The sequence below is a fragment of the Arthrobacter sp. SX1312 genome, assembly GCF_002929295.1.
In the GTDB taxonomy this organism is placed as follows: domain Bacteria; phylum Actinomycetota; class Actinomycetes; order Actinomycetales; family Micrococcaceae; genus Arthrobacter_D.
Map to the genome: position 1 here is coordinate 884,496 of NZ_PJIM01000002.1, position 23,161 is coordinate 907,656.

At 70.0% G+C, this 23,161-nt stretch carries 26 protein-coding genes and 1 riboswitch; of the genes, 14 read left to right on the forward strand and 12 right to left on the reverse strand.

The window, feature by feature from the left end:
• Window positions 1–55 precede the first annotated feature (55 nt).
• The gene (locus CXQ92_RS11675; RefSeq protein WP_104168223.1) at window positions 56–1,174 is read right to left on the reverse strand and encodes an alcohol dehydrogenase catalytic domain-containing protein; all 1,119 of its coding nucleotides are present in this window, start codon (window positions 1,172–1,174) and stop codon (window positions 56–58) included.
• A 118-nt stretch (window positions 1,175–1,292) separates the two neighbouring features.
• Between CXQ92_RS11675 and CXQ92_RS11680 the strand changes: the two genes are divergently transcribed.
• On the forward strand, window positions 1,293–2,489 hold the full coding sequence (locus CXQ92_RS11680) for a TerC family protein (protein ID WP_104168224.1): 1,197 nt from the start codon (window positions 1,293–1,295) through the stop codon (window positions 2,487–2,489).
• Between the two features lie 2 nt (window positions 2,490–2,491).
• Here the strand turns inward: CXQ92_RS11680 and CXQ92_RS11685 are convergent, their stop codons facing one another.
• From CXQ92_RS11685 to CXQ92_RS11705, 5 genes are all read right to left on the reverse strand, one after another.
• The gene (locus CXQ92_RS11685) at window positions 2,492–2,902 is read right to left on the reverse strand and encodes a hypothetical protein (RefSeq protein WP_146067459.1); all 411 of its coding nucleotides are present in this window, start codon (window positions 2,900–2,902) and stop codon (window positions 2,492–2,494) included.
• A gap of 97 nt (window positions 2,903–2,999) precedes the next feature.
• Entirely contained in the window at window positions 3,000–3,314 is a 315-nt protein-coding gene (locus tag CXQ92_RS11690) for a multidrug efflux SMR transporter (RefSeq protein WP_104167885.1), read from the reverse strand.
• 7 nt (window positions 3,315–3,321) lie between these two features.
• A riboswitch (guanidine-III (ykkC-III) riboswitch) is annotated at window positions 3,322–3,386 on the reverse strand.
• Window positions 3,387–3,472: 86 nt separating this feature from the next.
• Window positions 3,473–5,110, reverse strand: coding sequence for an ABC-F family ATP-binding cassette domain-containing protein (locus tag CXQ92_RS11695; RefSeq protein ID WP_104167886.1), 1,638 nt, complete (start codon window positions 5,108–5,110; stop codon window positions 3,473–3,475).
• Between the two features lie 58 nt (window positions 5,111–5,168).
• On the reverse strand, window positions 5,169–5,390 hold the full coding sequence (locus CXQ92_RS11700; RefSeq protein WP_104167887.1) for a hypothetical protein: 222 nt from the start codon (window positions 5,388–5,390) through the stop codon (window positions 5,169–5,171).
• Between the two features lie 165 nt (window positions 5,391–5,555).
• Window positions 5,556–5,813 carry a metal-sensitive transcriptional regulator gene (locus CXQ92_RS11705; RefSeq protein ID WP_104121696.1) on the reverse strand — a complete coding sequence of 86 codons (258 nt, stop codon included), beginning with the start codon at window positions 5,811–5,813 and terminating at the stop codon, window positions 5,556–5,558.
• A gap of 121 nt (window positions 5,814–5,934) precedes the next feature.
• Here CXQ92_RS11705 and CXQ92_RS11710 point away from each other — a divergent pair, with 121 nt between their 5' ends.
• From CXQ92_RS11710 to CXQ92_RS11740, 8 genes are all read left to right on the forward strand, one after another.
• Complete coding sequence (locus tag CXQ92_RS11710) at window positions 5,935–6,612, forward strand: rhodanese-like domain-containing protein (RefSeq protein WP_104167888.1); 678 nt, start codon at window positions 5,935–5,937, stop codon at window positions 6,610–6,612.
• Complete coding sequence (locus CXQ92_RS11715) at window positions 6,609–7,571, forward strand: sulfite exporter TauE/SafE family protein (protein ID WP_104167889.1); 963 nt, start codon at window positions 6,609–6,611, stop codon at window positions 7,569–7,571. The genes CXQ92_RS11710 and CXQ92_RS11715 overlap by 4 nt, the downstream gene beginning before the upstream one ends.
• On the forward strand, window positions 7,568–7,714 hold the full coding sequence (locus tag CXQ92_RS18200; RefSeq protein ID WP_181033639.1) for a hypothetical protein: 147 nt from the start codon (window positions 7,568–7,570) through the stop codon (window positions 7,712–7,714). Before CXQ92_RS11715 ends, CXQ92_RS18200 begins: the two co-directional genes overlap by 4 nt.
• Before the next feature lie 171 nt (window positions 7,715–7,885).
• Complete coding sequence (locus CXQ92_RS11720) at window positions 7,886–9,295, forward strand: rhodanese-like domain-containing protein (protein ID WP_104167890.1); 1,410 nt, start codon at window positions 7,886–7,888, stop codon at window positions 9,293–9,295.
• 154 nt (window positions 9,296–9,449) lie between these two features.
• A complete protein-coding gene (locus CXQ92_RS11725; RefSeq protein ID WP_104168225.1) occupies window positions 9,450–10,397 on the forward strand; it encodes a RimK family alpha-L-glutamate ligase in 948 nt (315 codons plus the stop codon).
• Window positions 10,398–10,493: 96 nt separating this feature from the next.
• Entirely contained in the window at window positions 10,494–10,916 is a 423-nt protein-coding gene (locus CXQ92_RS11730) for a ChaB family protein (RefSeq protein WP_104167891.1), read from the forward strand.
• Window positions 10,917–11,018: 102 nt separating this feature from the next.
• Entirely contained in the window at window positions 11,019–12,074 is a 1,056-nt protein-coding gene (locus CXQ92_RS11735; RefSeq protein ID WP_104167892.1) for an iron-siderophore ABC transporter substrate-binding protein, read from the forward strand.
• A 93-nt stretch (window positions 12,075–12,167) separates the two neighbouring features.
• A complete protein-coding gene (locus CXQ92_RS11740; protein ID WP_104167893.1) occupies window positions 12,168–12,491 on the forward strand; it encodes a PRC-barrel domain-containing protein in 324 nt (107 codons plus the stop codon).
• A 67-nt stretch (window positions 12,492–12,558) separates the two neighbouring features.
• Here CXQ92_RS11740 and CXQ92_RS11745 read toward each other — a convergent pair whose 3' ends face one another.
• On the reverse strand, window positions 12,559–12,828 hold the full coding sequence (locus tag CXQ92_RS11745) for a DUF6480 family protein (protein WP_104168226.1): 270 nt from the start codon (window positions 12,826–12,828) through the stop codon (window positions 12,559–12,561).
• A 95-nt stretch (window positions 12,829–12,923) separates the two neighbouring features.
• Complete coding sequence (locus CXQ92_RS11750; protein ID WP_104167894.1) at window positions 12,924–13,220, reverse strand: hypothetical protein; 297 nt, start codon at window positions 13,218–13,220, stop codon at window positions 12,924–12,926.
• 191 nt (window positions 13,221–13,411) lie between these two features.
• Between CXQ92_RS11750 and CXQ92_RS11755 the strand changes: the two genes are divergently transcribed.
• The gene (locus CXQ92_RS11755) at window positions 13,412–14,032 is read left to right on the forward strand and encodes a GNAT family N-acetyltransferase (RefSeq protein WP_104167895.1); all 621 of its coding nucleotides are present in this window, start codon (window positions 13,412–13,414) and stop codon (window positions 14,030–14,032) included.
• 39 nt (window positions 14,033–14,071) lie between these two features.
• Here the strand turns inward: CXQ92_RS11755 and CXQ92_RS11760 are convergent, their stop codons facing one another.
• Complete coding sequence (locus CXQ92_RS11760) at window positions 14,072–15,442, reverse strand: NAD(P)/FAD-dependent oxidoreductase (RefSeq protein ID WP_104168227.1); 1,371 nt, start codon at window positions 15,440–15,442, stop codon at window positions 14,072–14,074.
• Between the two features lie 263 nt (window positions 15,443–15,705).
• On the opposite strand from CXQ92_RS11760, the gene CXQ92_RS11765 reads away from it, so the two are divergent.
• A complete protein-coding gene (locus CXQ92_RS11765; RefSeq protein ID WP_104167896.1) occupies window positions 15,706–16,749 on the forward strand; it encodes an NAD(P)-dependent alcohol dehydrogenase in 1,044 nt (347 codons plus the stop codon).
• 28 nt (window positions 16,750–16,777) lie between these two features.
• On the opposite strand, the gene CXQ92_RS18415 is transcribed toward CXQ92_RS11765, so the two are convergent.
• The gene (locus CXQ92_RS18415; RefSeq protein ID WP_219815712.1) at window positions 16,778–17,179 is read right to left on the reverse strand and encodes a helix-turn-helix transcriptional regulator; all 402 of its coding nucleotides are present in this window, start codon (window positions 17,177–17,179) and stop codon (window positions 16,778–16,780) included.
• Between the two features lie 42 nt (window positions 17,180–17,221).
• Window positions 17,222–17,722 (reverse strand): cupin domain-containing protein, encoded by a 501-nt coding sequence (locus CXQ92_RS18420; RefSeq protein ID WP_219815713.1) that lies wholly within the window; start codon window positions 17,720–17,722, stop codon window positions 17,222–17,224.
• A gap of 81 nt (window positions 17,723–17,803) precedes the next feature.
• Between CXQ92_RS18420 and CXQ92_RS11775 the strand changes: the two genes are divergently transcribed.
• Together CXQ92_RS11775 and CXQ92_RS11780 are read left to right on the forward strand one after the other, a co-directional pair.
• The gene (locus CXQ92_RS11775) at window positions 17,804–18,610 is read left to right on the forward strand and encodes an NmrA family NAD(P)-binding protein (protein WP_104168228.1); all 807 of its coding nucleotides are present in this window, start codon (window positions 17,804–17,806) and stop codon (window positions 18,608–18,610) included.
• Between the two features lie 135 nt (window positions 18,611–18,745).
• Window positions 18,746–20,833, forward strand: a complete 2,088-nt coding sequence (locus tag CXQ92_RS11780; RefSeq protein WP_104167897.1) for an ATP-binding protein — start codon at window positions 18,746–18,748, stop codon at window positions 20,831–20,833.
• A gap of 10 nt (window positions 20,834–20,843) precedes the next feature.
• Here CXQ92_RS11780 and CXQ92_RS11785 read toward each other — a convergent pair whose 3' ends face one another.
• Window positions 20,844–21,920 carry an NAD-dependent epimerase/dehydratase family protein gene (locus tag CXQ92_RS11785; protein ID WP_104167898.1) on the reverse strand — a complete coding sequence of 359 codons (1,077 nt, stop codon included), beginning with the start codon at window positions 21,918–21,920 and terminating at the stop codon, window positions 20,844–20,846.
• Window positions 21,921–22,064: 144 nt separating this feature from the next.
• Between CXQ92_RS11785 and CXQ92_RS11790 the strand changes: the two genes are divergently transcribed.
• A complete protein-coding gene (locus CXQ92_RS11790; protein WP_258069881.1) occupies window positions 22,065–23,156 on the forward strand; it encodes a YihY/virulence factor BrkB family protein in 1,092 nt (363 codons plus the stop codon).
• The last annotated feature ends 5 nt before the right edge of the window (window positions 23,157–23,161 follow it).

Genomic DNA, 23,161 nt, shown 5'->3' on the forward strand with positions numbered 1-23,161 from the left:
CGTGCCGACCACATGGTAAGCACGCTTCACAGCCCGCGGGGAACCGGCTCCGGTACTAGCCGAGCGTGAAGATCCGCCGTACCACCCGGCCCTCGGCGAGCGCGTCGAGGCTCTCGTTGAGGTCCTCGAGCGGCCGGGTGTCCGTGTGGAGCAGTTCGACCGGCAGGCGTCCCTGCCGCCACAGCTCCAGGTAGGCGGGGATGTCCCGTTCCGGAACGGCGTCCCCCATGTAGGACCCGAGCAGGCGCCGCCCCTGCCCGGCGAACTGCAGGGCCTGGGTGGAGATCTCCTGGTCCGGGTGCGGCAGGCCCACGGACACGAGGGCGCCGCCCCGGGCGAGCAGCTGCAGGCCCGCTTCCATCACGCGGGCGCTCCCCACCGCCTCGATCACGACGTCGGCCCCGCCGTCCGTGGCGCGCCGCACCAGGTCGGCGGCCTCGTCCGGGGCGCCCGCATGCTGCGCTCCGCAGCGCAGGCCGAGCTCCTGCTTGGAGGCGAGCGGGTCGATCGCGATGACGGTGGTGCCGGGGATCTGGGCCGCGGCCATCACGGCCATGAGGCCCACCGCGCCGAGGCCGAAGACGACGACCGACTGCCCCTCCCGGACGGCGGCCGTGTTCAGGACGGCGCCGATCCCGGTCAGGGCCGCGCAGCCGAACATGGCGGCGATGTCGAACGGGACGTCGTCGTCGATGACGACCACCGATTCGCGGGCCACGACGGCGTACTGCGCGAATGCGGAGACGCCGAGGTGGTGGTTGACGCGCCCGCCGTCGGCGTCGCGCAGCAGGGCGGGCCCGTGCAGCAGGTTGCCGCTGCCGTTGGCCTCCGCGCCCCGGTAGCAGAGAGCCGGCCGGCCGGCCGAGCAGGCACGGCATTCCCCGCAGGCGGGCACGAAGACGAGCACCACGTGGTCGCCGACCCGCACGTCGCCGACGCCGTCGCCGACGCCCTCGACGACGCCGGTCGCCTCGTGCCCGAGGGCCATCGGCAGGGGGCGGATGCGGGACCCGTCTATCACCGACAGGTCCGAGTGGCACAGGCTCGCCCGGGCGATCCGCACGAGCACCTCGCCGTGGCGCGGCTCAGGGACGGGGACCGATTCGAGGGACAGCGGGGTGCTCTCCGCATAGGGAACGGGCAGTTCGGCGGCGCGAAGCACTGCAGCACGCATCATCGGGCTCATGGCATTCCTCGTCAAAAAGGTAGGGACTGCGCCAGTCTAGGGGTGTACCCGTACCGTTAGCGGGACAATCGAAGACCATCACCAACGACGGCGGGAGATGCGCAGCATGGAAACACCGTTCTACGTCTGGGTCGGCACCATCATCGGCATCGTCGGGCTGCTGCTGTTCGACTTCTTCTTCCACGTGCGCAAGGCGCACACCCCCACGCTGCGCGAGTCGGCGATCTGGTCCTCGATCTACGTGGGCCTGGCGCTGCTGTTCGGCGTCGGCGTGCTGGTCTTCGGCGGACCGACCATGGGCACCGAGTACTTCGCCGGGTACGTCACGGAGAAGGCGCTCTCCGTGGACAATCTGTTCGTCTTCCTCATCATCATGGCGAGCTTCAAGGTGCCTCGCGCGGATCAGCAGAAGGTACTGCTCTTCGGCATCGTCTTCGCGCTGATCGCCCGCACCGGGTTCATCTTCCTGGGTGCCGCACTGATCAACACCTTCGCCTGGGTGTTCTACATCTTCGGCCTGATCCTCCTGCTCACCGCGGGCAACCTGCTGAAGCCGGACGGGCACGACGACGCCGGCGACAGCCTGATCATCAGGCTCGCGAAGCGCTTCCTCCCCGCCTCCGAGCACTACGACGGCGACAAGCTGTTCACCATGGTGGACGGCAAGCGCGTCCTCACGCCCATGCTGCTGGTCATGGTCGCGATCGGCGGCACGGACATCCTCTTCGCCCTCGACTCCATCCCCGCGATCTTCGGCCTGACGCAGAACACGTTCATCGTGTTCACGGCCACGGCCTTCTCGCTCATGGGCCTGCGGCAGCTGTACTTCCTGATCGACGAGCTGCTGGACCGCCTGATCTACCTCTCCTACGGCCTCGCCGTGATCCTCGGGTTCATCGGCGTGAAGCTCATCCTCCACGCCCTGCACGAGAACACCCTGCCGTTCATCAACGGCGGCGAGCACGTCGAGGTGGTCGAGATCAGTACCGGGGTCTCGTTGAGCGTGATCCTCGGGGTGCTGATCGTGACCGTCCTGGCTTCGGTCCTGAGCCCCAAGGGGCGGGCGAAGAACGCCATTTCCGGGGCGAAGCGGCATGCCACCGAGTACCTGGATCTCAACTACGAGACCGACATCGCCGAGCGGGAGAAGATCTTCGCGAAGCTGTGCGCCGAGGAGGAGGGACTGAGGGCGCTGCCCGAGAAGTTCAAGCGCCTCATCCGGAACGAGACCGAGTTCATGGAGCTGATCCGCCGGGCGCATGCCGAGCACGACGCCGCGCTGGAGCGGGAACCGCGCGGGTAGCCCTACGCCCGCCCACCTGCGACCGAGCCGTTCAGGACGCTGCTGCCGAGGATCTCCCCGAGGAGTTCCAGCGGGGCTCCGGGGGGCAGCGGGACGCCGGGGCTGGTCAGGGCGCGGACCGGGTCGTCGTCGCCCCGACCTGCCGCCGGCTCCGGGTACCGGGTCCACGAGTAGGGGGCACGGCTGACGCGGGACTGCTCGGCGGGGAGGACGTCGTCGACGAGTTCGTTGACGGCCTGCGACACGACATCGGCGTCCTCGGCGTCGAGGCGGACGATCCCGTGGAGGTATGCGTCGAACTCGAAGTAGTCGCCCGCGCCCCCCATGTTGCAGTAGTGCATCCACGTCTCGTAGACGGAAAGCCCGGCGAACTCCATGGCCCTCAGCGTGTCGTCGTGCTGCATTCTGCTCAACCCCCGGTCGTGGCCCCCGGTGGGGCCTTCACCGATCCTGTCGGACCAACGTCAACTGAAACGGGTGTGCAGACTCAGTTTTGGCGCAAGGGATGGTCTAGTGCACGAGTTTCAGCCCGATGACGCCGCCGACGATCATCAGCAGGAACACGATCTTCAGGAGCGACGCCGGCTCGGTGCCGGTCGCCATCGCGTAGACGACGGTCAGTGACGCGCCGATGCCCACCCAGACCGCATACGCCGTCCCGACGGGCAGGGTCCGCATCGCATAGGCCAGGCCGGCCATGCTCGCGGCGATGGCGATGCCGAACACCACGGTCGGCGCGAGCCGGGTGAAGCCCTCCGATCGGCCGAGGGCTGTCGCCCAGACGGCTTCGAGGACTCCGGATACTACGAGGACGATCCAGGCCATGACTCTCTCCGGGCCGTCTTGTCGCCTACCGGGTACGGCACCCCTCGTCCGGGAAGCAGCAGTCCGCGCTTCGGGATCCATGCTGTCACGGATGCGGGATCGGGGGAGGGCTCGTCCGGGTCGGGCGAGAGGCTTCCGGCGCGGGTACGATGCCGGGCTCAGCCGACGGTGACCCTGCCGTCCTCCACCTGCCAGCGCTCGTCGAGGCGCACGTTCTCCAGCAGCCGGCGGTCGTGCGTGACGAGCAGCAGCGCACCCGTGTAGGACTCGAGGGCGTCCTCCAGCTGCTCGATCGCCGGCAGGTCGAGGTGGTTGGTCGGTTCGTCCAGGACCAGGAGGTTCACGCCGCGCGCCTGCAGCAGGGCGAGCCCGGCACGGGTCCGCTCGCCGGGGGAGAGGGAGCCGACGGCGGCGCGTACCTGGTCGGCCTTCAGCCCGAACTTGGCGAGGAGGGTGCGGACCTCGCCCTGCGCCATCTCCGGCACGAGGGACTCGAAGGCCGTCCCGAGGGGGAGGGCGTCGTCGAGCTGACCGCGGGCCTGGTCGATCTCGCCGACGGCCACGCTGGAGCCGAGGGCGGTCGCGCCGCCGTCGGGCGTCTGATGACCGAGCAGGAGGCGCAGGAGCGTAGACTTCCCGGCACCGTTGGGGCCGGTGATCCCGATGCGCTCACCCGCGTTCACCTGGACGGACACGGGCCCGAGGGTGAAGGCGCCCTGCGTGACGGAGGCGTTGTTCAGGGTGGCGACCACGGAACTCGAGCGCGGTGCAGCGCCGATGGTGAACTGCAACTGCCACTCCTTGCGGGGTTCCTCGACCTCGTCCAGCCGGGCAATGCGCGATTCCATCTGGCGGACCTTCTGCGCCTGCTTCTCGGAGGACTCCATGCTGGCCCTGCGGCGGATCTTGTCATTGTCGGGGCTCTTCTTCATGGCGTTGCGGACGCCCTGCGAGCTCCACTCGCGCTGCGTCCGGGCCCGGCCCACGAGGTCCTGCTTCTTGTCCGCGTACTCCTCGTACGCCTCGCGGGCGTGCCGGCGCGCTACGGCGCGTTCCTCCAGGAAGGCGTCGTACCCGCCGTCGTACACCGCCACCCTGTTCTGGGCGAGGTCCAGCTCGACGACGGTGGTCACGCAGCGCGCCAGGAACTCGCGGTCGTGCGAGACGAGGACCGCGCCGCCGCGCAGGTTCTGGATGAACGATTCCAGCCGGTCGAGGCCGGCGAGGTCCAGGTCGTTGGTGGGCTCGTCGAGGAGCACGATGTCGAAGCGGCTCAGCAGCAGGGCGGCGAGCGCGACCCGCGCGAGCTGCCCGCCGGACAGGGCAGCGGTGGGGGTGGACGGGTCGAGGCCCCCGGCGACGTCGGCGAGGACGGCCGGCATGCGGTCCTCGAGGTCCACGGCCCCGGAGGACATCCAGTGGTCGAGCGCCAAGGCGTAGGCGTCGTCGGCGCCCTTCGCCCCGCTTCCGAGCGCCGCGGCGGCGTCCTCCATGGCGAGGGTTGCCGCCGTCGTGCCGGTCCGCCGCCCGAGGTAGGCGGCCACCGTCTCACCCGCGACGCGCTCGTGCTCCTGCGGGAGCCACCCCACGAAGGCGTCGGCCGGGGTGGTCCGGACGGTGCCGGCAAGGGGGGTGTCCGCTCCGGCGAGGAGGCGCAGGAGCGTGGTCTTCCCGGCGCCGTTGGCCCCCACGACGCCGACGACGTCCCCGGGCGACACGGTGAGGTCGAGCTTCGAGAAGAGGGTGCGGTGGGCGTGGCCCCCGGACAGGTCCTTCGCCACGAGGGTTGCAGTCATCCCTCCAGTCTAGGAGGGTGCCCGCTCGAGCTGAGGGCGGAACTGCCGGACGGGCGGCTCACCCCGCGACACGCCAGATGCTGTACTCGTCGAGGTGGAGGATGGCGCGGTGCCCGGCCAGGTCGTCGCGGATCCAGACGACGCCGAGCCCGGGGGCAGTGTCCTCCACGCGCCCGCGGTAGTGCACTTCGTCCCTGCGACGGGCTTCGACGATCGTTCCCGGGGTCAGCGCGCGGAGGTCGAGGATGCGGACGGTGGTGCGGGTGGCGATGGCGGTCATCGGTACTCCTCGGTGATCCAGGGTCGGCCCGTTGGAACGGCGGGCTGTCTCCATGATTCGGGAGCGGTATTGCGGGAGTGTTTCCGGGACGTTTAGTTCTCGACGCCGGCAGGACGCGGCGCCGGGCAGCCCTGCCGGCTTCTCCTTCGGGCCAGGTCCACCGGATCAGGCGAGGGTGAGGAAGAGCTTCTCGAGCTCCTTCTTGTCGAGGCTGGTGTCCTCGCGGACGATGCACTGTTCGAGGCCGCTGGCGATCACGGCGAACCCGGCGCGGTCCAGCGCCTTCGAGACGGCTGCGAGCTGGGTGACGACGTCCTTGCAGTCCTTGCCTTCCTCGAGCATGCGGGTGACCGCGGCGAGCTGCCCCTGGGCACGCTTGAGGCGGTTGATGACAGGCGTCATTTCGGTCGGGTCGAGCTGCATGGTCTTCTCCAGATGTCGGGGTACCTGTCGAGCTTATACCCCCATGGGTATTTTGACTACCCCGGGGGGTATGCGGAATACTCCGGGGGGTATACCCTTCCGATTCGACCGAGAGGCTCCCATGAGCACCCCTTCCCCTGTGAACCCCGCCGCCATCGTCTCGGAGGCGACGTCCTCGTCGGCCCTGACGGAGTTGTCCCCCGAGACGCTGCGGGACTGGGTGGCCGAGCACGAGGATCTCGTGGTGATCGATGTGCGGTCTGCGGCGGAGTTCGAGTCCCTGCACATCCATGGCTCGTACAACGTCCCGCTGCCGCTCCTGTCGGAGCACACCGACGAGCTCGCCGCCCGCCTGGGCGGCCGGGTCGTGCTGGCCTGCCAGTCCGGTGTCCGCGCCGAGCAGGCACGCCGGAAGCTGGCCGCATCGGGCATCGGCGCCGCCCACGTCCTGACGGGCGGGGTTCCCGGGTACGCCGCGGTCGGCGGCGACGTGGTGCGCGGTGGCGGCCGCTGGGATCTCGAGCGTCAGGTCCGCATGGCCGCCGGCTCCCTCGTCCTCGTCGGTCTCGCCGGAGGACGCCTCGTCTCCCCGAGGATCCGGACCCTGGCAGGCCTCATCGGCACCGGCCTGACCTTCTCGGCCGCGACGAACACGTGCGCGATGGGCCGTGCCCTGTCCTCGATGCCCTGGAACAGGGCGGCCCAGGAGCCCACCCGGGAATCCGCGATCCTGACCCTGCCCACTGCTTTCGTCGGCGTCGGGAATGCCGAGGCCCGCCGACGGGCCGACGTGGCATGAACGCGGTCCTGGCCCTCGTCCTGGCCCTGTCGATCCTCATCGGCCTGTCCCTGGGCGTCCTGGGCGGTGGCGGATCGATCCTGACCGTCCCGATCCTCGTCTACGTGGCCGGCTTCGAGGCGAAGGAGGCGATCGCCGCGTCCCTGTTCGTCGTCGGCGTCACCTCCGCGGTCAGCGTCATCAGCCACGCCCGGCGCGGCCGGGTGATGTGGCGGACGGGGCTGATCTTCGGCGCGGCCGGCATGGTCGGGGCGTTCGTCGGCGGGCTCCTCGGAGGGTTCGTCCCCGGACAGATCCTGCTCGTCGCCTTCGCCCCCATGATGGTCGCCACGTCGATCGCCATGATCCGCGGCCGCAGGAAGCCCCGCACGGCAACTCATGGCACGGCCTCTGTCGGCGTCAGGCGTGAGCTTCCCCTCGGGCGGGTCCTGCTCGACGGCGTGGTGGTCGGGCTGGTCACCGGGCTCGTCGGAGCGGGTGGCGGGTTCCTCGTCGTCCCGGCCCTGGCCCTGCTCGGCGGGCTGCCGATGTCCGTGGCCGTCGGCACCTCCCTGGTCGTGATCTCCATGAAGTCCTTCGCCGGCCTCGCCGGATACCTCACGACGGTGCAGATCGACTGGCCGCTCACCCTTGCGGTCACGGCCGCCGCGATCGTCGGATCCCTGATCGGCGCGCAACTCGCCGGCCGCATCCCCGAGGTGGCCCTCCGCAAGGCCTTCGGCTGGTTCGTGCTGGCCATGGGCGCCTTCGTCCTCATCCAGCAGGTCCCTGCAGACGCGCGTCCCCTCGTCGCCGCGATGGTCGCCGGAATTGCGCTCGCGGCACTCGTCGCCCGGCGGTTCATCCTTCCGGCCCGTCCCCTCAGCGCCCGGAACCGGGAACGGGGCGACGGGGCTGGTGCCGCACCATCCCTGCACCAGCCCCACCACGCACCCTCTGATCCCAGGAGGGACGCATGATGAGCGAGACCGCCACCGCCGCGACCATCGACCGCCGGCACCACGGGCAGGTCCTCGACGTCCGCGAGGCTACAGGCCTCCCTGTCGACCAGGCGGGCCGCGCCGGAGCGCAGGCGCCCTCCCGGCGGCCCCGGACCCCATAGACCGGGCGCGTGCCCGGACCCGTCCCGTCCCGGGCCCGGTCACGCGCCCTCCTCCCGATGCCCCCCGCAGGCACCTCCACGCCTTGCGGTATACCCCCAGGGGTATTACGCTGGAGATCAGCAAGATACCCCAGGGGGTATCAGAATCCATCCGAACAGAAGGAGCACCCGATGCTGATCGAACGCATTTACGACGAGGACCTCGCCCAGGCCGGTTACCTGATCGGCTGCCAGGCCAACGGGACGGCTGTCGTCGTCGACGGCCGCCGCGACATCGCCGTCTACCAGGACCTCGCCGCGAAGAACAACATGCGGATCGTGGCCGTCACCGAGACCCACATCCACGCGGACTACCTCTCGGGCACCCGCGAACTGGCGGCGGCGACGGGGGCTGCGATCTACGTCTCCGGCGAAGGCGGACCCGACTGGCAGTACGCCTTCGACGGCACCCGACTGTTCGACGGCGACGCGATCACCGTCGGCAACATCAGCATCCGGGCCGTGCACACGCCCGGGCACACCCCCGAGCACCTGTCCTTCCTCGTCACCGACGGCGCGTTCAGCGACAAGCCCGGCTACCTGCTCTCGGGGGACTTCGTGTTCTCCGGGGACCTCGGCCGCCCCGACCTCCTCGATGAGGCCGCGGGCGGCGTCGACACCCGCTTCGAGGGGGCGAAGCAGCTGTTCCGGAGCCTGCAGGAGAAGTTCCTGACCCTGCCCGACCACGTCCAGGTCCACCCCGCCCACGGTGCCGGCAGCGCCTGCGGCAAGGCCCTGGGCGCCATCCCGTCCTCCACCGTCGGTTACGAGCGGCTCTACTCCTGGTGGGGCCCCTACCTCGCCGCGGACGACGAGCAGGGCTTCATCGACGAACTCCTCGACGGTCAGCCCGACGCCCACGCCTACTTCGGGCGGATGAAGCGCGAGAACCGCGACGGGCCCGCGGTCATGGGGGAGCGCGCACCGCTGGCCGAACTCGACGCCGACCGGGTCGCCGCCGGCCTCGCCGCGGACACGCTGACGTTCATCGACACCCGGACCGCGGACGAGGTGCACGCGGGGACCGTCGAGGGATCCCTCAACATCCCCGCGAGCCCTACCCCGGCCACCCATGGCGCCTGGGTCGTCAACCCCGAGACGGACACGAACCCGCTCGTCCTGCTCGCCACCGGCCAGGACCAGGCCCAAGAACTATGGGATCACCTGGTCCGCGTCGGTATCGACCGTGTCGCCGGGTACGTCACCAGCCTCGACGGACTACCCCTCACCACGCCCGCCCTGATCCAGCCCGCAGAGCTCGAGGGTTCCGACGCCGCCATGGTGCTGGATGTCCGTAACCGCACCGAACACGCCAACGGGCACATCCCCGGAGCCCACCAGCTCAACGGCGGGCGGGTAATGTGGCACCTCGACGAACTTCCCTCCGACGGCACCATCGTCACCTACTGCCAGAGCGGACTGAGGAACTCGGTCGCCGCCAGTGCCCTCCGCCGGGCCGGGTACGACGTCGTCGAACTCGACGGCAGCTACGCAGCCTGGACCGCCTGGCAGCAGACCAGGGAAGCCACGTCCGCACGCTGATCCCCCGCACGGGCCGTCAGCATCTGGCGGGCCCGTGTCGGGGCCCGTGCCGGGGTCCGCGTCGCACGGAGTGCAGGAAGGAGTGCAGGAATAGGTGCCCCTGGCCACCGGTTATCCGGACAGGTCCATCGATTCCCCCCAGGAGGTCCACCCCGTGACGACGGTCTACGCCCTGCACGAGAACCCCGAGTGGTTCCCGCCCTTCGCCCGCGCCTTCGAAGCCGAGGGTGTCGAGGTGGTCGAGTGGCTGCTCACGGACGGCGTGCTGGACCTCGATGCCGTGCCGCCGGAGGGCATCTTCTGGTCCCGCATCAGCGCCTCCGCCCACACGCGCGACCACGGCCTGTCGAAGGACTACGCGCGGTCCGTCCTCTCCTGGCTCGAGGCCCACGGGCGCCGCACGGTGAACGGCCGCCGCGTCCTCGAACTCGAGATGAGCAAGGTGGACCAGCTGACCGCCCTGAAGGCCGCCGGCATCGACACCCCGCGCACGGTCGCCGCCGTCGGCCGTGACCGCATCCTCGAAGCGGCGCAGGGCTTCGCGACGCCGTTCATCGTCAAGCACAACCAGGGCGGCAAGGGCCTCGGGGTGCGGAAGTTCGATTCCCACGAGGAGCTCGCCGAGTACGTGGGGTCGAGCGGGTTCGAGGAGCCCCAGGACGGCATCACGCTCGTGCAGGAGTACATCCAGGCCGCCGAACCGTTCATCACGCGCGCGGAGATCGTGGGCGGGCGGTTCGTCTACGCGATCAAGGCCGATACGGCGCGCGGCGGCTTCCAGCTCTGCCCCGCGGACGCCTGCGCGATCGACCCGGTGACCGGCAGGCCGATCATGCCCCCGGGAGCCACGATCGCGCCCGAGCCGGGCCAGCAGCTCTTCAGCCTCCGGGAGGGGTTCGATCATCCCGTGATCGGACGGTTCGAGGACTTCGCGCGGCGCAACGGCCTGGAGGTCTGCGGCATCGAGTTCATCGAGACCGCGGACGGACGCGTCCTCACCTACGACGTCAACACCAACACCAACTACAACGCCGCGGTGGAGGCGGTGGCGCCGAAGTCCGCACCCCGCGAGCTGGTCCGGTACCTCGCGACGCTCGGCTGACGCCGTCGTCGCTTCCCGACGACGCCTCCGGCCGGGCCCTCTGCGGTAGCGTGCTGGTACGCGCCCTGCGGTGCCCCGACCCGGAAGGATGCAGGAATGTCCCGATTCACGAAGGACGGCAAGGTCAAGTCCGAGACGCTCCCGAGCACGCTCCAGCGTTCCGACGAGAAGGCGCAGGACACGTTCGCTGCAACCCTCGACGCCGCGGAGGAGCAGTACGGCGACGGCGAGCGGGCCCGCCGCACGGCCTTCGCCTCCCTGAAGCACGGCTTCGAGAAGGTGGGCGACCACTGGGAGCCGAAGGAGGAGAAGGGCCCCTCCGACGAGCAGGCCGCCGGCAACCGCGCCGACGGCGGGCGCACGGCCGGCGGGGTGGACACGAAGTCGTCGAAGGAGCATCTCTACGCTCTGGCCAGGAAGCTCGACGTCCCGGGCCGGTCCACGATGTCCAAGGCCGAGCTCGTCGAGGCGCTCCAGAAGGCGAACGAGCGCGAGACCCGCAGGGCCCGCGAGGGCTGACCATTACGCAACGAAAGTATTTCTTAATAGGACACAGCTTAGGTTAGCCTTACTTCTGTCCCGTCCCGGCCTCGTTCGAGGCCACAGAAGTCAAGGAACCTCATGGCCCCCACCCGCCTGCGCAGCCTCGTGGCCGCCGCCGCCGTCGCCGTCCTGTCCCTCTCCGCCTGCTCCACAGGTCCGGCCGACAGCGGATCCGGCGCAGCCGACGGCGCCACGGCGTCCGCTGCTGCCGAGGGATTCCCGGTGACCATCGAGCACGCCTTCGGCGAGACCACCCTCACCGAGAAGCCCGAGCGGGTGGCGACGGTGTCCTGGGTGAACGCGGACGTGTCCCTGGCGCTCGGCGTCGTGCCCGTGGGGATGCCCGCCGACACCTACGGTGGCAACGAGAACCAGTCGACCCCCTGGAAGGATGCCCGGCTCGAGGAACTCGACGCCGCCATCGGCACCGAGAACGCCCCCGTCCAGTACTCCGAGACCGACGGCATCGCCTTCGACGACATCGCCGCCACGAACCCCGAGGTCATCCTCGCCGCGTACTCCGGGCTCTCCCAGGAGGACTACGACACCCTGAGCAAGATCGCCCCCGTCGTCGCCTACCCGGAGGTCCCCTACGGCACCGCCTGGCAGGACTCCACGCGCATCATCGGCGAGGCCCTGGGCCTGTCCGACGACGCCGAGCAGCTCGTGGCCGACACGGAGCGGGCCATCGCGGACGCCGCCGCCGACTACCCGCAACTGGCCGGCAAGACCTTCATCTACGGCAACCTCGAGCCGGCCGCCGCCGACGGCGTCAGCATCTACACCGCCAACGACAACCGCCCGCGCTTCCTGACCGAGCTCGGCATGGTCCAGGCCGACGTCGTCACGGAGAACACGAAGGACTCCTCGGAATTCTTCATCCCGTGGTCGGCGGAGCGGGCGAACGAGCTGGACTCGGACCTCTTCGTGACCTGGGTCGCGGACGAGGCCACCGAGCAGGCGATCTCGGCCGATCCGCTGCTGAAGCAGATCCCCGCGGTCGAGAGCGGGGCCTTGGTGGCGGACAGCGACAACACGCTCACGCTGTCCATCTCCGCGGCCAACCCGCTGAGCCTGCCCTGGGCCCTCGAGCGCTTCCTCCCCCTGCTCGGTGAGGCCGCCGACAAGGCCTGAGCGGAGCCTCGCTCCACGCGTCGATTGCCCCCGGGCGGTATCTGGGCTGGAATGGGAAGCGAACCGAATCTCCTCCACCGAAGGGAACACCCAATGGCTCAGGCCGAAATCACGAAACTCCAGTCCGCCACGGCCTGGGACAGCAAGGGCAAGAAGCTCGGCGATGTCAACGACGTGCACCTCGAGAAGGAATCGGGCATCCCCGCCTGGGTCACGGTGTCACTCGGGCTGCTCAACTCCCGCAAGCACTACGTGCCCCTGGCGAACTCGCGCTTCGAGGGTGACGACCTCCACCTCGCGTGGACGAAGAAGGAGATCTCCGACGCGCCCAGCGCCAACAGCAGCGTGGAGCTCTCGCCGGAGGAGGAGACGGCCCTGATCGACCACTACGGTCTGCGCGACGGCGCCGAGGCCTGATCCCCGGTCCCGGACCGGCGAAGCCCCCGTCCACCGGACGGGGGCTTTGCTGGTCCGGGACCGGGGATCAGGTCAGGTTGAACAGCCCAATGATGTTGCCGACGATGAACAGCAGGACCAGGAGCACGACGACGGCGATGACGCCGATCCAGAGACCGGTGACGGTCTTGGACTGGGTCTTGTTCTCGATGGTCGGCTGCTGCCACGTGGTGCTGGCTTCGCCCGGCGGTGTCTCGCCGGGTGGGACGCCGCCTCCGGGCTCGAGGCCCGTCAGGTTCATCTCGTCCGGATCCGGGTTCCCCGCATTCGAGGGATCGGGGTTCTTTCGTTCGCTCATGCTGTCCTCCACGTAGTTGGTCGGCTGCTCCACTCCACCCTACGCACAGGATCATCAGTCTGCTTACTGACGTTCCTGTCGGCTCGCCCTTGCGCTTACCGGCCGGATCCGCCGTCCTCTTCGGCGATGCCTTCCGCCGGACGCGCGGGCGTCTCGGCGGGAGGCGTGCCCTGTTCCCCGGGAGTCCACGACATGGTGATGTTCACGCCGTTCTCGGTGTCCGCCACGAAGAGCTGGAGTTCCTCTCCGATGAGGGCCTCGTCGTGCACCGGGTCACCGGCCTCGCGCGCAAGGTCCGTCAGGCGGCTGATGGCCACCGCCATCGCGCGCCCCCAGTCGTGCGGATGCTTGCTCGTCGACTCCTCGGTCACGGTGAATTTCTTGTCGATCATCGCCCTCGCCATTCCTGCCGATCCTGAAGAACCAAGTGCCCTTGCAATGTGGATGGCTGCAACAGTAGCAGTGCGTCATGGTGGACGGCACGGGGTGGCCGGCCCGGAGTTCTGGGGGCGGCATGGACTAGCGTGCGTGCTGCCACGGTCTAGCAGCAGGCCTCGGCTTCCTGACCATCATCGGATCTTCCATGACAGAATCCTCGACCGTTCCCGATGTCACCAGCGCGGCCGGTGGCATCGCCCTGCCGCCGGTGCCGGCCGTCCCCGACGACCCGGCCGCTGACGCCGTCGTGCCTCCCACCGAGCGGGAGCGCGAAGCGCAGTGCATGGAGGACGCCACGGCATTCGACGTCGGCACCGCGTCCCTGGCCGGTCTCCGCGGTCTCGCGGACAGGATGTTCCGCCTGCTCGACACCGCCGTCCCGCCGGAGCAGGCCGTCGAACGGTACGCGGCGGCGGTCGACGAGATCGAGCGCCGGGCCCGCCGGGCCCGCCTGGTCGCCACCCGCGGGGACGCCGCGATCTCCCGGGCGGTCTTCAAGGACTCCGCCTTCGGCTCGCGGTTCGAACTGTTCGTGGACGGAGGCCTCGCCGCCTACCTCGACTACTCGATGCTCGGCGGCCGGCTGACCCTGCAGGCCCTGGTCGAGATGCCGGGCTTCGAACAGCGCGGCGTGGGCCGGGTCCTGATGCGGCGCGCGGTCCTGAGCGCCCACAGGCGACGACTGGACCTCGTCGCGGGGTGCGCCGCGGCCCGCGACTTCCTGCGGCAGAATCCGCAGTACCTGACGCTCGGCCGCACCTCCTGACGCCCGGCGGCGTCCCCCGCAGCGACCGGGGCCGGGAGGTCAGCTGTGGAGGCCGGCCCTGGCCGCCTGCCCGATGATGGCACTGTACGTGGGGTACGCGAACTTCACCCGGGCCAGCGTCGCCAGGTCGGTGCCCGCCGCCATGGCGGCGGCCACCGCGGTGATGACCTCGACGGCGTTCTCACCCACCGCGTGTGCGCCGAGGATCAGCTCGCGGCGCCGGTCGATCACGAGCTTGAGGAAGCCCTGCTCGCGGTCGTCGATGATGGGACGCTCCACGGCGGCGTAGGGCACCGTGACGGCGTGGCATTCCGTGTCGCGTTCCCTCGCCTGAGCCTCCGTGAGCCCGACCCCTGCATAGTCGGGGTCGGTGAACCCGCCTTCGGGCAGGAGATGGTGCGGTGTGGTCCGCATGGCGCCCATCACGGCGTTCTCGGCCGCGGTCTCCCCCTCGAAGACCGCGGCCTGCACCAGCATGCTGCTGCCGTTCGCATCGCCCGCCACGAAGATGTGCGGCACGTTGGACCGCAGGTAGTCGTCCACCGGTATGAAGGAGCGGGCAGTCCGGACGCCCGCCGCGTCGAGGCCCAGGCCGGCGAGGTTCGCGGGCCAGCCGGCCGCCATGATGACGGCATCCACGGTGAGGGACTCCGGTGCCTCATCGCGCTGCCAGGTGAGCGTGAGGCCGCCCTCCTCCCGGCGGATGCTGTCGATACCGCTGATGCCGGCCTCCACCCGGATACCCCTGCCCCGGAAGCCGGCGGTGACGACGTCCGCGACGTCCTCGTCCTCCGTCATCAGGATGCGCGGTGCGACGTCGAGGAGGAGGACGTCCGAGCCCATGGCGTCGAAGATGGTGGTCATCTGGGCACCGGTGTGTCCGCCGCCGATGATCGCGACCGTACCGGGCAGGCTCGGGAGGTCGAGTACCTCGTGCGGCAGGACGGCATGTTCGGTGCCCTCGATCGGCAGGCGGCGGCCGCTGCCGCCGATGCACAGGATGATCGCGGCGGCGGTGATCTCCCGGCCGTCGACGACGACGCTGTGCTCGCCCGTGAGCTCGGCGTCGCCCTCGACGAGGTCGATGGCGAGGCGTTCCATGGTGGGGCCGTAGCCCTTGGCGTCGAGTACCCGGGCCACCGTGGCTCGGACCCGCTGCACCGTCTTGTCCCAGTCGACGGACGGTTCGGCGACGACGATCCCGTAGTCGTACGCCGTGCGGACCTCGCGGAACAGCCGCGCGGTCTTGGCGAGTACGCGCGTGGGGACGCATCCCGAGTTCACGCAGGTCCCACCGAGCGCGGAGCGTTCGACGACGGCGGTGCGTGCGCCGAGTTCGGCTGCGCGCGTGGCGGCCGCCATTCCGGCGGGCCCACCGCCGATGACGAGGACATCGAACGTGTAGTCCATGGAATGCTCCTTGAGGTCGTCCGCCGTGGCTCGTCCCATCCTCCACCGGATGTCACCCGCGCCACAATGCACCACTCGTCGGCGATCCGCCTTACCGTTGGAACAGTGGGCAGCGGTCAGGACGTCCATGACTGTCCCACCTCCGGGCGCCCCCGCATCAGTGTCGAAGCAGGCAGGGCCCGCACCTGCCGCCAGGACGGCAGCCACCAGACTCCCGGCCCGCAACCCTGCGGGCCGTGTCCCCGATTCCCAGGAGGAACCCCATGAGGACCGTCAAGGCCTACGCAGCGCCATCCGCCACGGACCCGCTCATCCCCACGACCATCGAGCGCCGCGACGTCGGCTCGAAGGACGTACTGATCAAGATCGCCTATGCCGGGATCTGCCACTCCGACATCCACACGGTGCGCGGCGAGTGGGGTCCCCAGCAGTACCCGTTGACGGTCGGCCACGAGATCGTCGGCGTCGTCGAGGAGGCCGGCAGCGAGGCGACCCGCCACAAGGTCGGCGACCGCGTGGGTGTCGGCTGCATGGTGAATTCCTGCCGTGAGTGCGCGAACTGCCTGCAGGGCGAGGAGCAGTACTGCCTCAACGGCAACATCGGGACCTACGCGTCCGTGGACCGCGACGGCTCGATCACGCAGGGCGGCTACTCGACGCACGTCGTCGTCGACGAGGACTTCGTCCTCACGGTGCCCGAGAGCATCCCCTACGAAGCGGCTGCACCCCTGCTCTGCGCGGGCATCACGACCTACTCGCCGCTCTCCCACTGGAACGCGGGCCCGGGCAAGAAGGTCGCGGTCGTCGGCATGGGCGGACTCGGGCACATGGCCGTCAAGATCGCCTCCGCGATGGGCGCCGAGGTGACGGTGCTCTCGCAGAGCCTCAGCAAGCAGGAGGACGGCAAGCGGTTCGGCGCGGAGCACTACTACGCCACGAGCGACCCGGACACGTTCAAGCAGCTGGCCAACACCTTCGACCTGATCATCAACACCGTCAGCGCCAAGATCGACCTGGACGCGCACCTCGGGCTGCTCGGCCTGAACGGGACCATGGTCAACGTGGGCGCTCCCGCCGACGCCCTGCCCCTGCACGTGTTCACGCTGTTCAACCAGCGGCGCTCCTTCGCGGGATCGGGGATCGGCGGCATCCGCGAGACCCAGGAGATGCTCGACTTCTGCGCCGACCACGGCATCGCACCCGAGGTCGAGGTCATCGCGGCCGACGCCGTCAACGAGGCCTACGAGCGCGTCCTGTCCTCCGACGTCCGCTACCGCTTCGTGATCGACACGGCCACCCTGGGCTAGGCGGCACCTTCGGCGGCGGCAGGCTCCGTCAGGACCATTCGCCACCCGCCAGGACCGGACGGTGGCGTCGGAACTCGGACGGTGTGACTCCAACGTGTCGCTTGAACGCGGTGCTGAACGAGTAGGCGTCGGTGTACCCGACCGAGCGGGCGACGTGCGCGATGGTGACGCCCGGGGTCTGCAGGAGATCGCCGGCAAGCGTGAGGCGCCAGCGGGTCAGATAGCCCATGGGGGGCTCCCCGACGCTCGTGCGGAAGCGGGCGGCGAGGGAGGCCCGCGAGGTGTTGACCCGCCGAGCGAGGGTCTCCACGGTCCAGGGTGCCGAAGGCGCGGCATGCAGGTGATCGAGGGCGGCCCTGACCACGGGGTCGTCGGCCGCGAACCAGGTGGGATTCGGCGGACGGTCCGCGCCGTCGAACCAGCGGCGCATGGTGCTGACGACGAGGACGTCGAGGAGGCGGTCGACGACGACCTAAGCGGCGGGGTCCTCCCGGGAGATCTCGCCGACCAGCAGCCGGACGATGTCTGCGTCGGCGCGGTCACGCCGTACGACGGCGAGTCGGGGCAGGGCGCGGGCCACGAGCCCGCCGGCCTGATCCGGTCGGTCGTACGTCCCGACCAGGAGTGCCGTCCCGCCGTCCGTGGCATTGCCCCAGCGGCGGATCCCGCGACGGAACTCCTCCTGAAGATCCCGTCCGTCGACCGTGGTGCACTGCTGCCCGGGGCCGATCTCGATGGAGGGCGGGCTGCCGGCGGCGTCGGTCACGTCATAGGGTTCGGGGCCGCGGACGAGCGCGACATCCCCTTCCTCGAGGAGTACGCCCGTCACGCGCGCCTCGCCCGACGTGACGGCCAAGACGGTGAGCACCGCGTTGTCGCGGACCTCCACCCCCCAGGGTGCGCTCATGTGCATGGCGAGCGCGAACGCGCGCACGGCGCGCGGGCCGTCCAGGAAATGGGTCAGCGGATCCATGGCCACGACGGTAGACGATCACCAAGGATCTGTGGAGTCCCACCCATTCTTCGTCCGATGCTCTGGCCGTTCACTGGATGCATGACAACTCTTCTCCTCGGCGGCGCAGGACGCACCGGCGCACGCATCAACGACCGCCTCACTGCCCTCGGAGAGCCCACGCGGCTCGCCTCCCGTCACACGGGCTTCGACTGGGACAGACCCGACACCTGGCCGCAGGCCCTGTCCGGCGCCACCTCCGCCTACGTCTGCTTCGCCCCGGACCTCGCCTTCCCCGGAGTACCGGAGAAGATGGCAGCGCTCGGTCGACTTGCCGCGGCGGAGGGCCTCGAACGGCTCGTCCTGCTCTCGGGCAGGGGTGAGGAAGGAGCCCGCGCGAGCGAAACGGCCCTGCGCGGAGCGGGTGTGCCCACCACCGTCCTCCGCTGTTCCTGGTTCCAGCAGAACTTCTCCGAGAACTTCCTCAGTGGGCCCGTCCGCCGGGGACGACTGCGGCTTCCGGCACCCGACGTGCCTGAGGCATTCGTGGACCTGGACGATGTCGCCGACGCGGCGGTCCAGGTCCTCACCCGGGCCGTCCCGGACGACGCCACCTACGAGCTGTCCGGTCCGGAACTCCTGACCTTCGCCCAGGTCGCCCAGGTCCTCGCCGACGCCTCCGGACGATCGGTGACGTTCGAGGCGGTCGACGTCGCGTCGTTCGTCACCGACCTCGCCGACGACGGGATCCCGGCGGAGGAGGCGGAGTTCCTCGCCCACCTCTTCACCGACATCCTCGACGGCCGCAATGCCTCCCTCGGGGCCGGCGTCGAGCAGATCCTGGGCCGGCCTGCGGCATCCTTCGGCTCCTACGCGGCGGCGACGGCGGCGAGCGGGGCCTGGTCGTGAACCGCCGTGCTCCTGCTCCGGGCTCGTCCGCGGGCGCGGGAGCGGGCAGGACGGGGGAGGTAACAAGTACACTGTCCGTCAGCGGTGCTTTTCCGGCCGCCTCCGCGGGGTCCGGTCTCGACCGCGGGAGGCAGGATGCCGGCACGAGATGGGATGGACGAGGGGCGGATGCTGACGGTCGCTGGGGGGCTGACACGGATGTCTCCCGTCGCCGTGCATGCGGCCTTCGCCGCGATGCTCGTGGTGGCCGCCCTCTTCGGACGCTTCACGACCTTCGAATCCTCCAGCCTCGCACTGGTCTGGCCCGCCGCGGGGATCAATTTCCTCTGGGGGTTGTGGGCATCGCGCTCGCGGCGCGATCTCGCCGTCGCCCTCCTCTCCACCGTGCCGCTCCTGGCCGCCGTGAACCTCGCCACCGGCCTGAGCGCCCAGCTGGCCTTCGCTGTCGCGTTCGGGAGCGTGGCCCAGACCGCGGTGGCCGTCTACTCCTTCCGGCGCCTGGTGCCGTCCGTGTCCGTGCGGACCGTGGGGGAGTATCTCCGGCTCGGTCTGGTGGCGCTCGGCGCGTGTTCCGTCGGCGCCCTCTTCATCGTCCTCGGCGTCGCGCTCGAGGGCGGCCCCGATCCGTTCGCGTCCTTCATCCCGTGGCTGGTCCGCCATGCGGTGTCGCTCACCGCGATCGGATCCCTCGGCATCGTCGCCGCAGCGAGCATCACCGCCCGCGCCCGCGGGGAGCACCCGACGCCGCTCACCGTCGCCCGGCGCACCGAATACGCCCTGCTCGTCGTCGCGTCCGTGCTGCTGTACGTCGCCACCTTCGGTGCGGGTTCGGCCCTGCCCATCGCCTACACCACCATCCCCGCCCACATGTGGGCCGGACTCCGGTTGCGCACCGGGTGGGCCATGCTGCACGGGCTGGTGAGCGGGGCCTTCCTCGTGTTCTTCACCCTGGCCGGCCTGGGCCCGTTCCAGGACCTGGCGCCTGTCGCCGGCGCCTACGTGGCTCAGTCCTTCATGTTCATCGCCTTCTCACTCTCCGCGGTCCTGGCGCTCAGTATGGACGAGCGGCGCCGCCTGATCGACCGCCTGTATCGCGCCACCGCCGAGGCGAAGGCGGCGGCGGACCTGCGCGACCTCGTGATCGGACGCATGAACGACGGCGTGCTCGTCGCGGGACCGGACCGTCGCCTGATCTTCCAGAACGCCATGAGCGAGCGGTGGCTCGGATCGGGGACGGCCCGCCCCGGTGAGGTGTGGCAGCGCGACTACGAAGTCACCTGGCCCGATGGGGCGCGGCTGGAGGATGCCGACAACCCGCTGACGCTGGCCCTCCAGGGAACGGCGACGGAGCGGATGGACCTGGATCTCGTGCACCGGTCCGGCGAGCTCGTGCACCTCTCCGTCGACGCGATGCCGCTGCCCGGCGAACGGGGGGCGCTCGTCGTGATGAGGAACGTCACCGACGAGCGGGCGTACCAGCGGGACCTCGGCCGGTTCGCGTCCGTCGTCGCCCACGACCTCCTGACGCCCCTGACGGTCTTCGACGGCTGGCTCGAGATGCTCGAGGACCCCGACCTGCCGCCCTCGGAACGGCAGGCGAGCATCGAGCGGCTGCAGCAGGCGAGCCTCCGCATGCGGAACCTCATCCGCAACCTCCTGGCCTACAGCCTGGCGAAGGAGGAGAAGTTGACTGCCTCCAGGATCGACGTCGGCCGCGTCGTCGAGGGCATCATCGACCTACGGACCGCGCTGCCCGGGACGCACCTGCCCGAGGTGCGCTTCGACGTCCACGCGTCGCACCCGGTCTATGCCGACGAGCGGCTCTTCCTGCAGCTCATGGAGAACCTCGTGGGCAACGCCATGAAGTACGGGCGGACGGACGGTTCGGCCGAGGTCGTTGTCCACACCTCGATGGGCGCATCGACCGGCAGGACCGAGGTCCACGTGCGGGACAACGGCATCGGCATCCCGGGTGGGGACCTCGAGCGCGTGTTCGAGGAGTTCCACCGGTCGGAGAACGGGCTGAATCAGGCGACGGGTACCGGCCTGGGGCTGGCCATCTGCCGCAGGATCGCCGAGAGCCATGGCGGGTCCATCAGGGTCCGCAACATCGAGGGGGGCGGCGCCGAATTCACGGTCGACCTTCCGGGGGTGCCGGATCAGCTGCCGGAGGGCGTCCCTCTGGTCGCCGCCACCGAGGGACCGCGGGTCTCCACCCCCTGAGGCCTGCTGCTCAGGACCCCGAGCGGGGGTACAGCTTCGGGGAGCCGCGGCGGCCGGCGCCGTGGCGGAGCCCGGCCAGGACCTCGGCCAGGGCGTCTTTCGAGGAGTGGTGCGGTTCCCAGCCCAGCTCGGTGCGCGCCCGCGTGGTGTCCATGACGGGACTCCCGGCGGCCATGTCGATCCAGCCCGGGTCCGTCCGCTGGACGCCGAGGGCCCAACTCGCACCGACGATCCCCCGGAGCACGCGCACGGGCAGGCCGATGATCCGCCGGGCGCCCAGCAGGTCGGCGACGCGCTCGGGGGTGAGCTCCGGTTCGGCCGCGATGTTGAAGGCGCCGGAGGCACGCTGCGCCACCACGCGCCAGTAGGCGTCGGCCACGTCCTCCGCGTGCACGGCCTGGAAGATGAAGGATCCGGGGATCGGCAGGAGCGGCAGGGCACCCAGCACGATCTTGGGCACGAGGGGCCCCAGGAAGTACCGGCCGATCTCGCTGCCGGCCTGGCCCTGGAAGATCAGCCCGGGCCGCAGCCGCGCCACCGCGATCTCCGGGTGGTCCCGCTCGAACCCGTCCAGCAGCCGCTCCTGCTCGGCCTTGTGCCGGCTGTAGTGGGAGGACTCGATGCCCCCGGTCGGCCAGGACTCGTCCCTGCGGGTGTCCTTGTCCGAGGGGGAGTAGGCACCGACGGACGATGCGCAGACGACCTGGCGCACGCCGGCCGCCGAGGCCGCGCGCAGGACATTCGCGGTGCCGGTGACGTTGGTCCGGTGCATGGCGTCCTCGTCCCGGTTGGGCTGGATGGCCCAGGCGAGATGCACGACGGCGTCCACGCCGGAGAGGGCCGCCGTCAGGACCTCCCGGCCCTCGTCGGTCCCGATGTCGATGGCGTGCCAGTCGACGCCCGCGTAGGGGAACCGGCCTGTGTCCGGGAGGGTGCGGGCGACCGCGGTGATCGAGAGGCCCACCGGGTCATCGGCCGGGTGGGCGCCCGCCGGCGGGGGAGTCGTGCGCTCCTCGGCGGCGCGGTGGAGACGGGTGAGGACCGCGGTGCCGACGTTCCCGGTGGCACCGATGACTGCGATACGCATTGCTGCTCCTGGCCTTGGGTCGCGGGGGCACGGGCAGGTGCCGGTCTGAACTGGACTACTAAGTAAGCTTATGGTGCAGTTGGACCAGACGCATAGCCGAAAAAGCGCCCCACACCGTCTGCGGGGCCAGACCGGGAGGTATCCGTGAGCAGCAACAGCAGGGTGGGGAACGAGCCCCGCAGTGCGGCCGGGCAGAAGGCCCAGAACGCACCCGATCCCAACGATCCCCGCAAGCCGGACGATCCGAAGGACGTCAAGAAGCCGGCCTGGAAGTACGTGTTCAAGCGCTCCGTCAACGAGTTCGGCAAGGACCAGTGCACCGACCTCGCCGCGGCGCTGACCTACTACGCCGTGCTCGCCATCTTCCCCGGAATCCTCGCCCTGATGTCCCTCCTCGGACTCTTCGGCCAGGCTCAGGCCACCACCGACCAGGTCATGGGGGTCATCGGGCAGTTCGCGCCTGAAGAAGCACTCAACACCATCAAGCCCATCATCGAGAACCTGGCGTCCAACCAGGCCGCCGGCCTGACGTTCGTCATCGGCCTCCTAGGCGCCATCTGGTCGGCCTCCGGTTACGTCAACGCGTTCTCGAGGGCCATGAACCGCGTCTACGAGGTCGAGGAAGGCCGCGGCTTCCTCAAGCTGCGCCCGCAGATGCTGCTCATCACCATCATCGTCCTCCTCCTGATCGTCGCCATGGGCCTCATGCTCGTGCTCTCGGGACCGGTCGCGGAGGCCGTCGGCAACACCATCGGCCTGGGCAGCACCGCCGTGACCATCTGGAACATCGTCAAGTGGCCCGTCATGGTCCTCTTCGCCGTCCTCATGATCGCCGTGCTGTACTACGGCGCCCCCAACATCAAGCAGCCCAAGTTCCGCTGGATGAGCCTCGGCGGGTTCATCGCCCTGCTCGTCCTCGCGATCACCACGGCCGCGTTCTCCCTCTACGTCGCCAACTTCGGCAACTACAACGCGACGTACGGTGCCATCGCCGGCGTCATCGTGCTGCTCCTGTGGATCTGGCTCGCCAACATCTCGCTGCTGTTCGGCGTCGAGTTCGACGCCGAGATGGAGCGCGGCCGTCAGCTGCAGGGCGGGATCGAGGCGGAGGAGACCATCCAGCTTCCCCCGCGCGACACCAAGGCCGCCGAGAAGAAGAGCGAGAAGCACCTCAAGCTCGTCCGCGAGGGGCGCGAGCTCCGCGAGAAGTACGGACGCGAGTCCGCGAAGAACTGACGGAC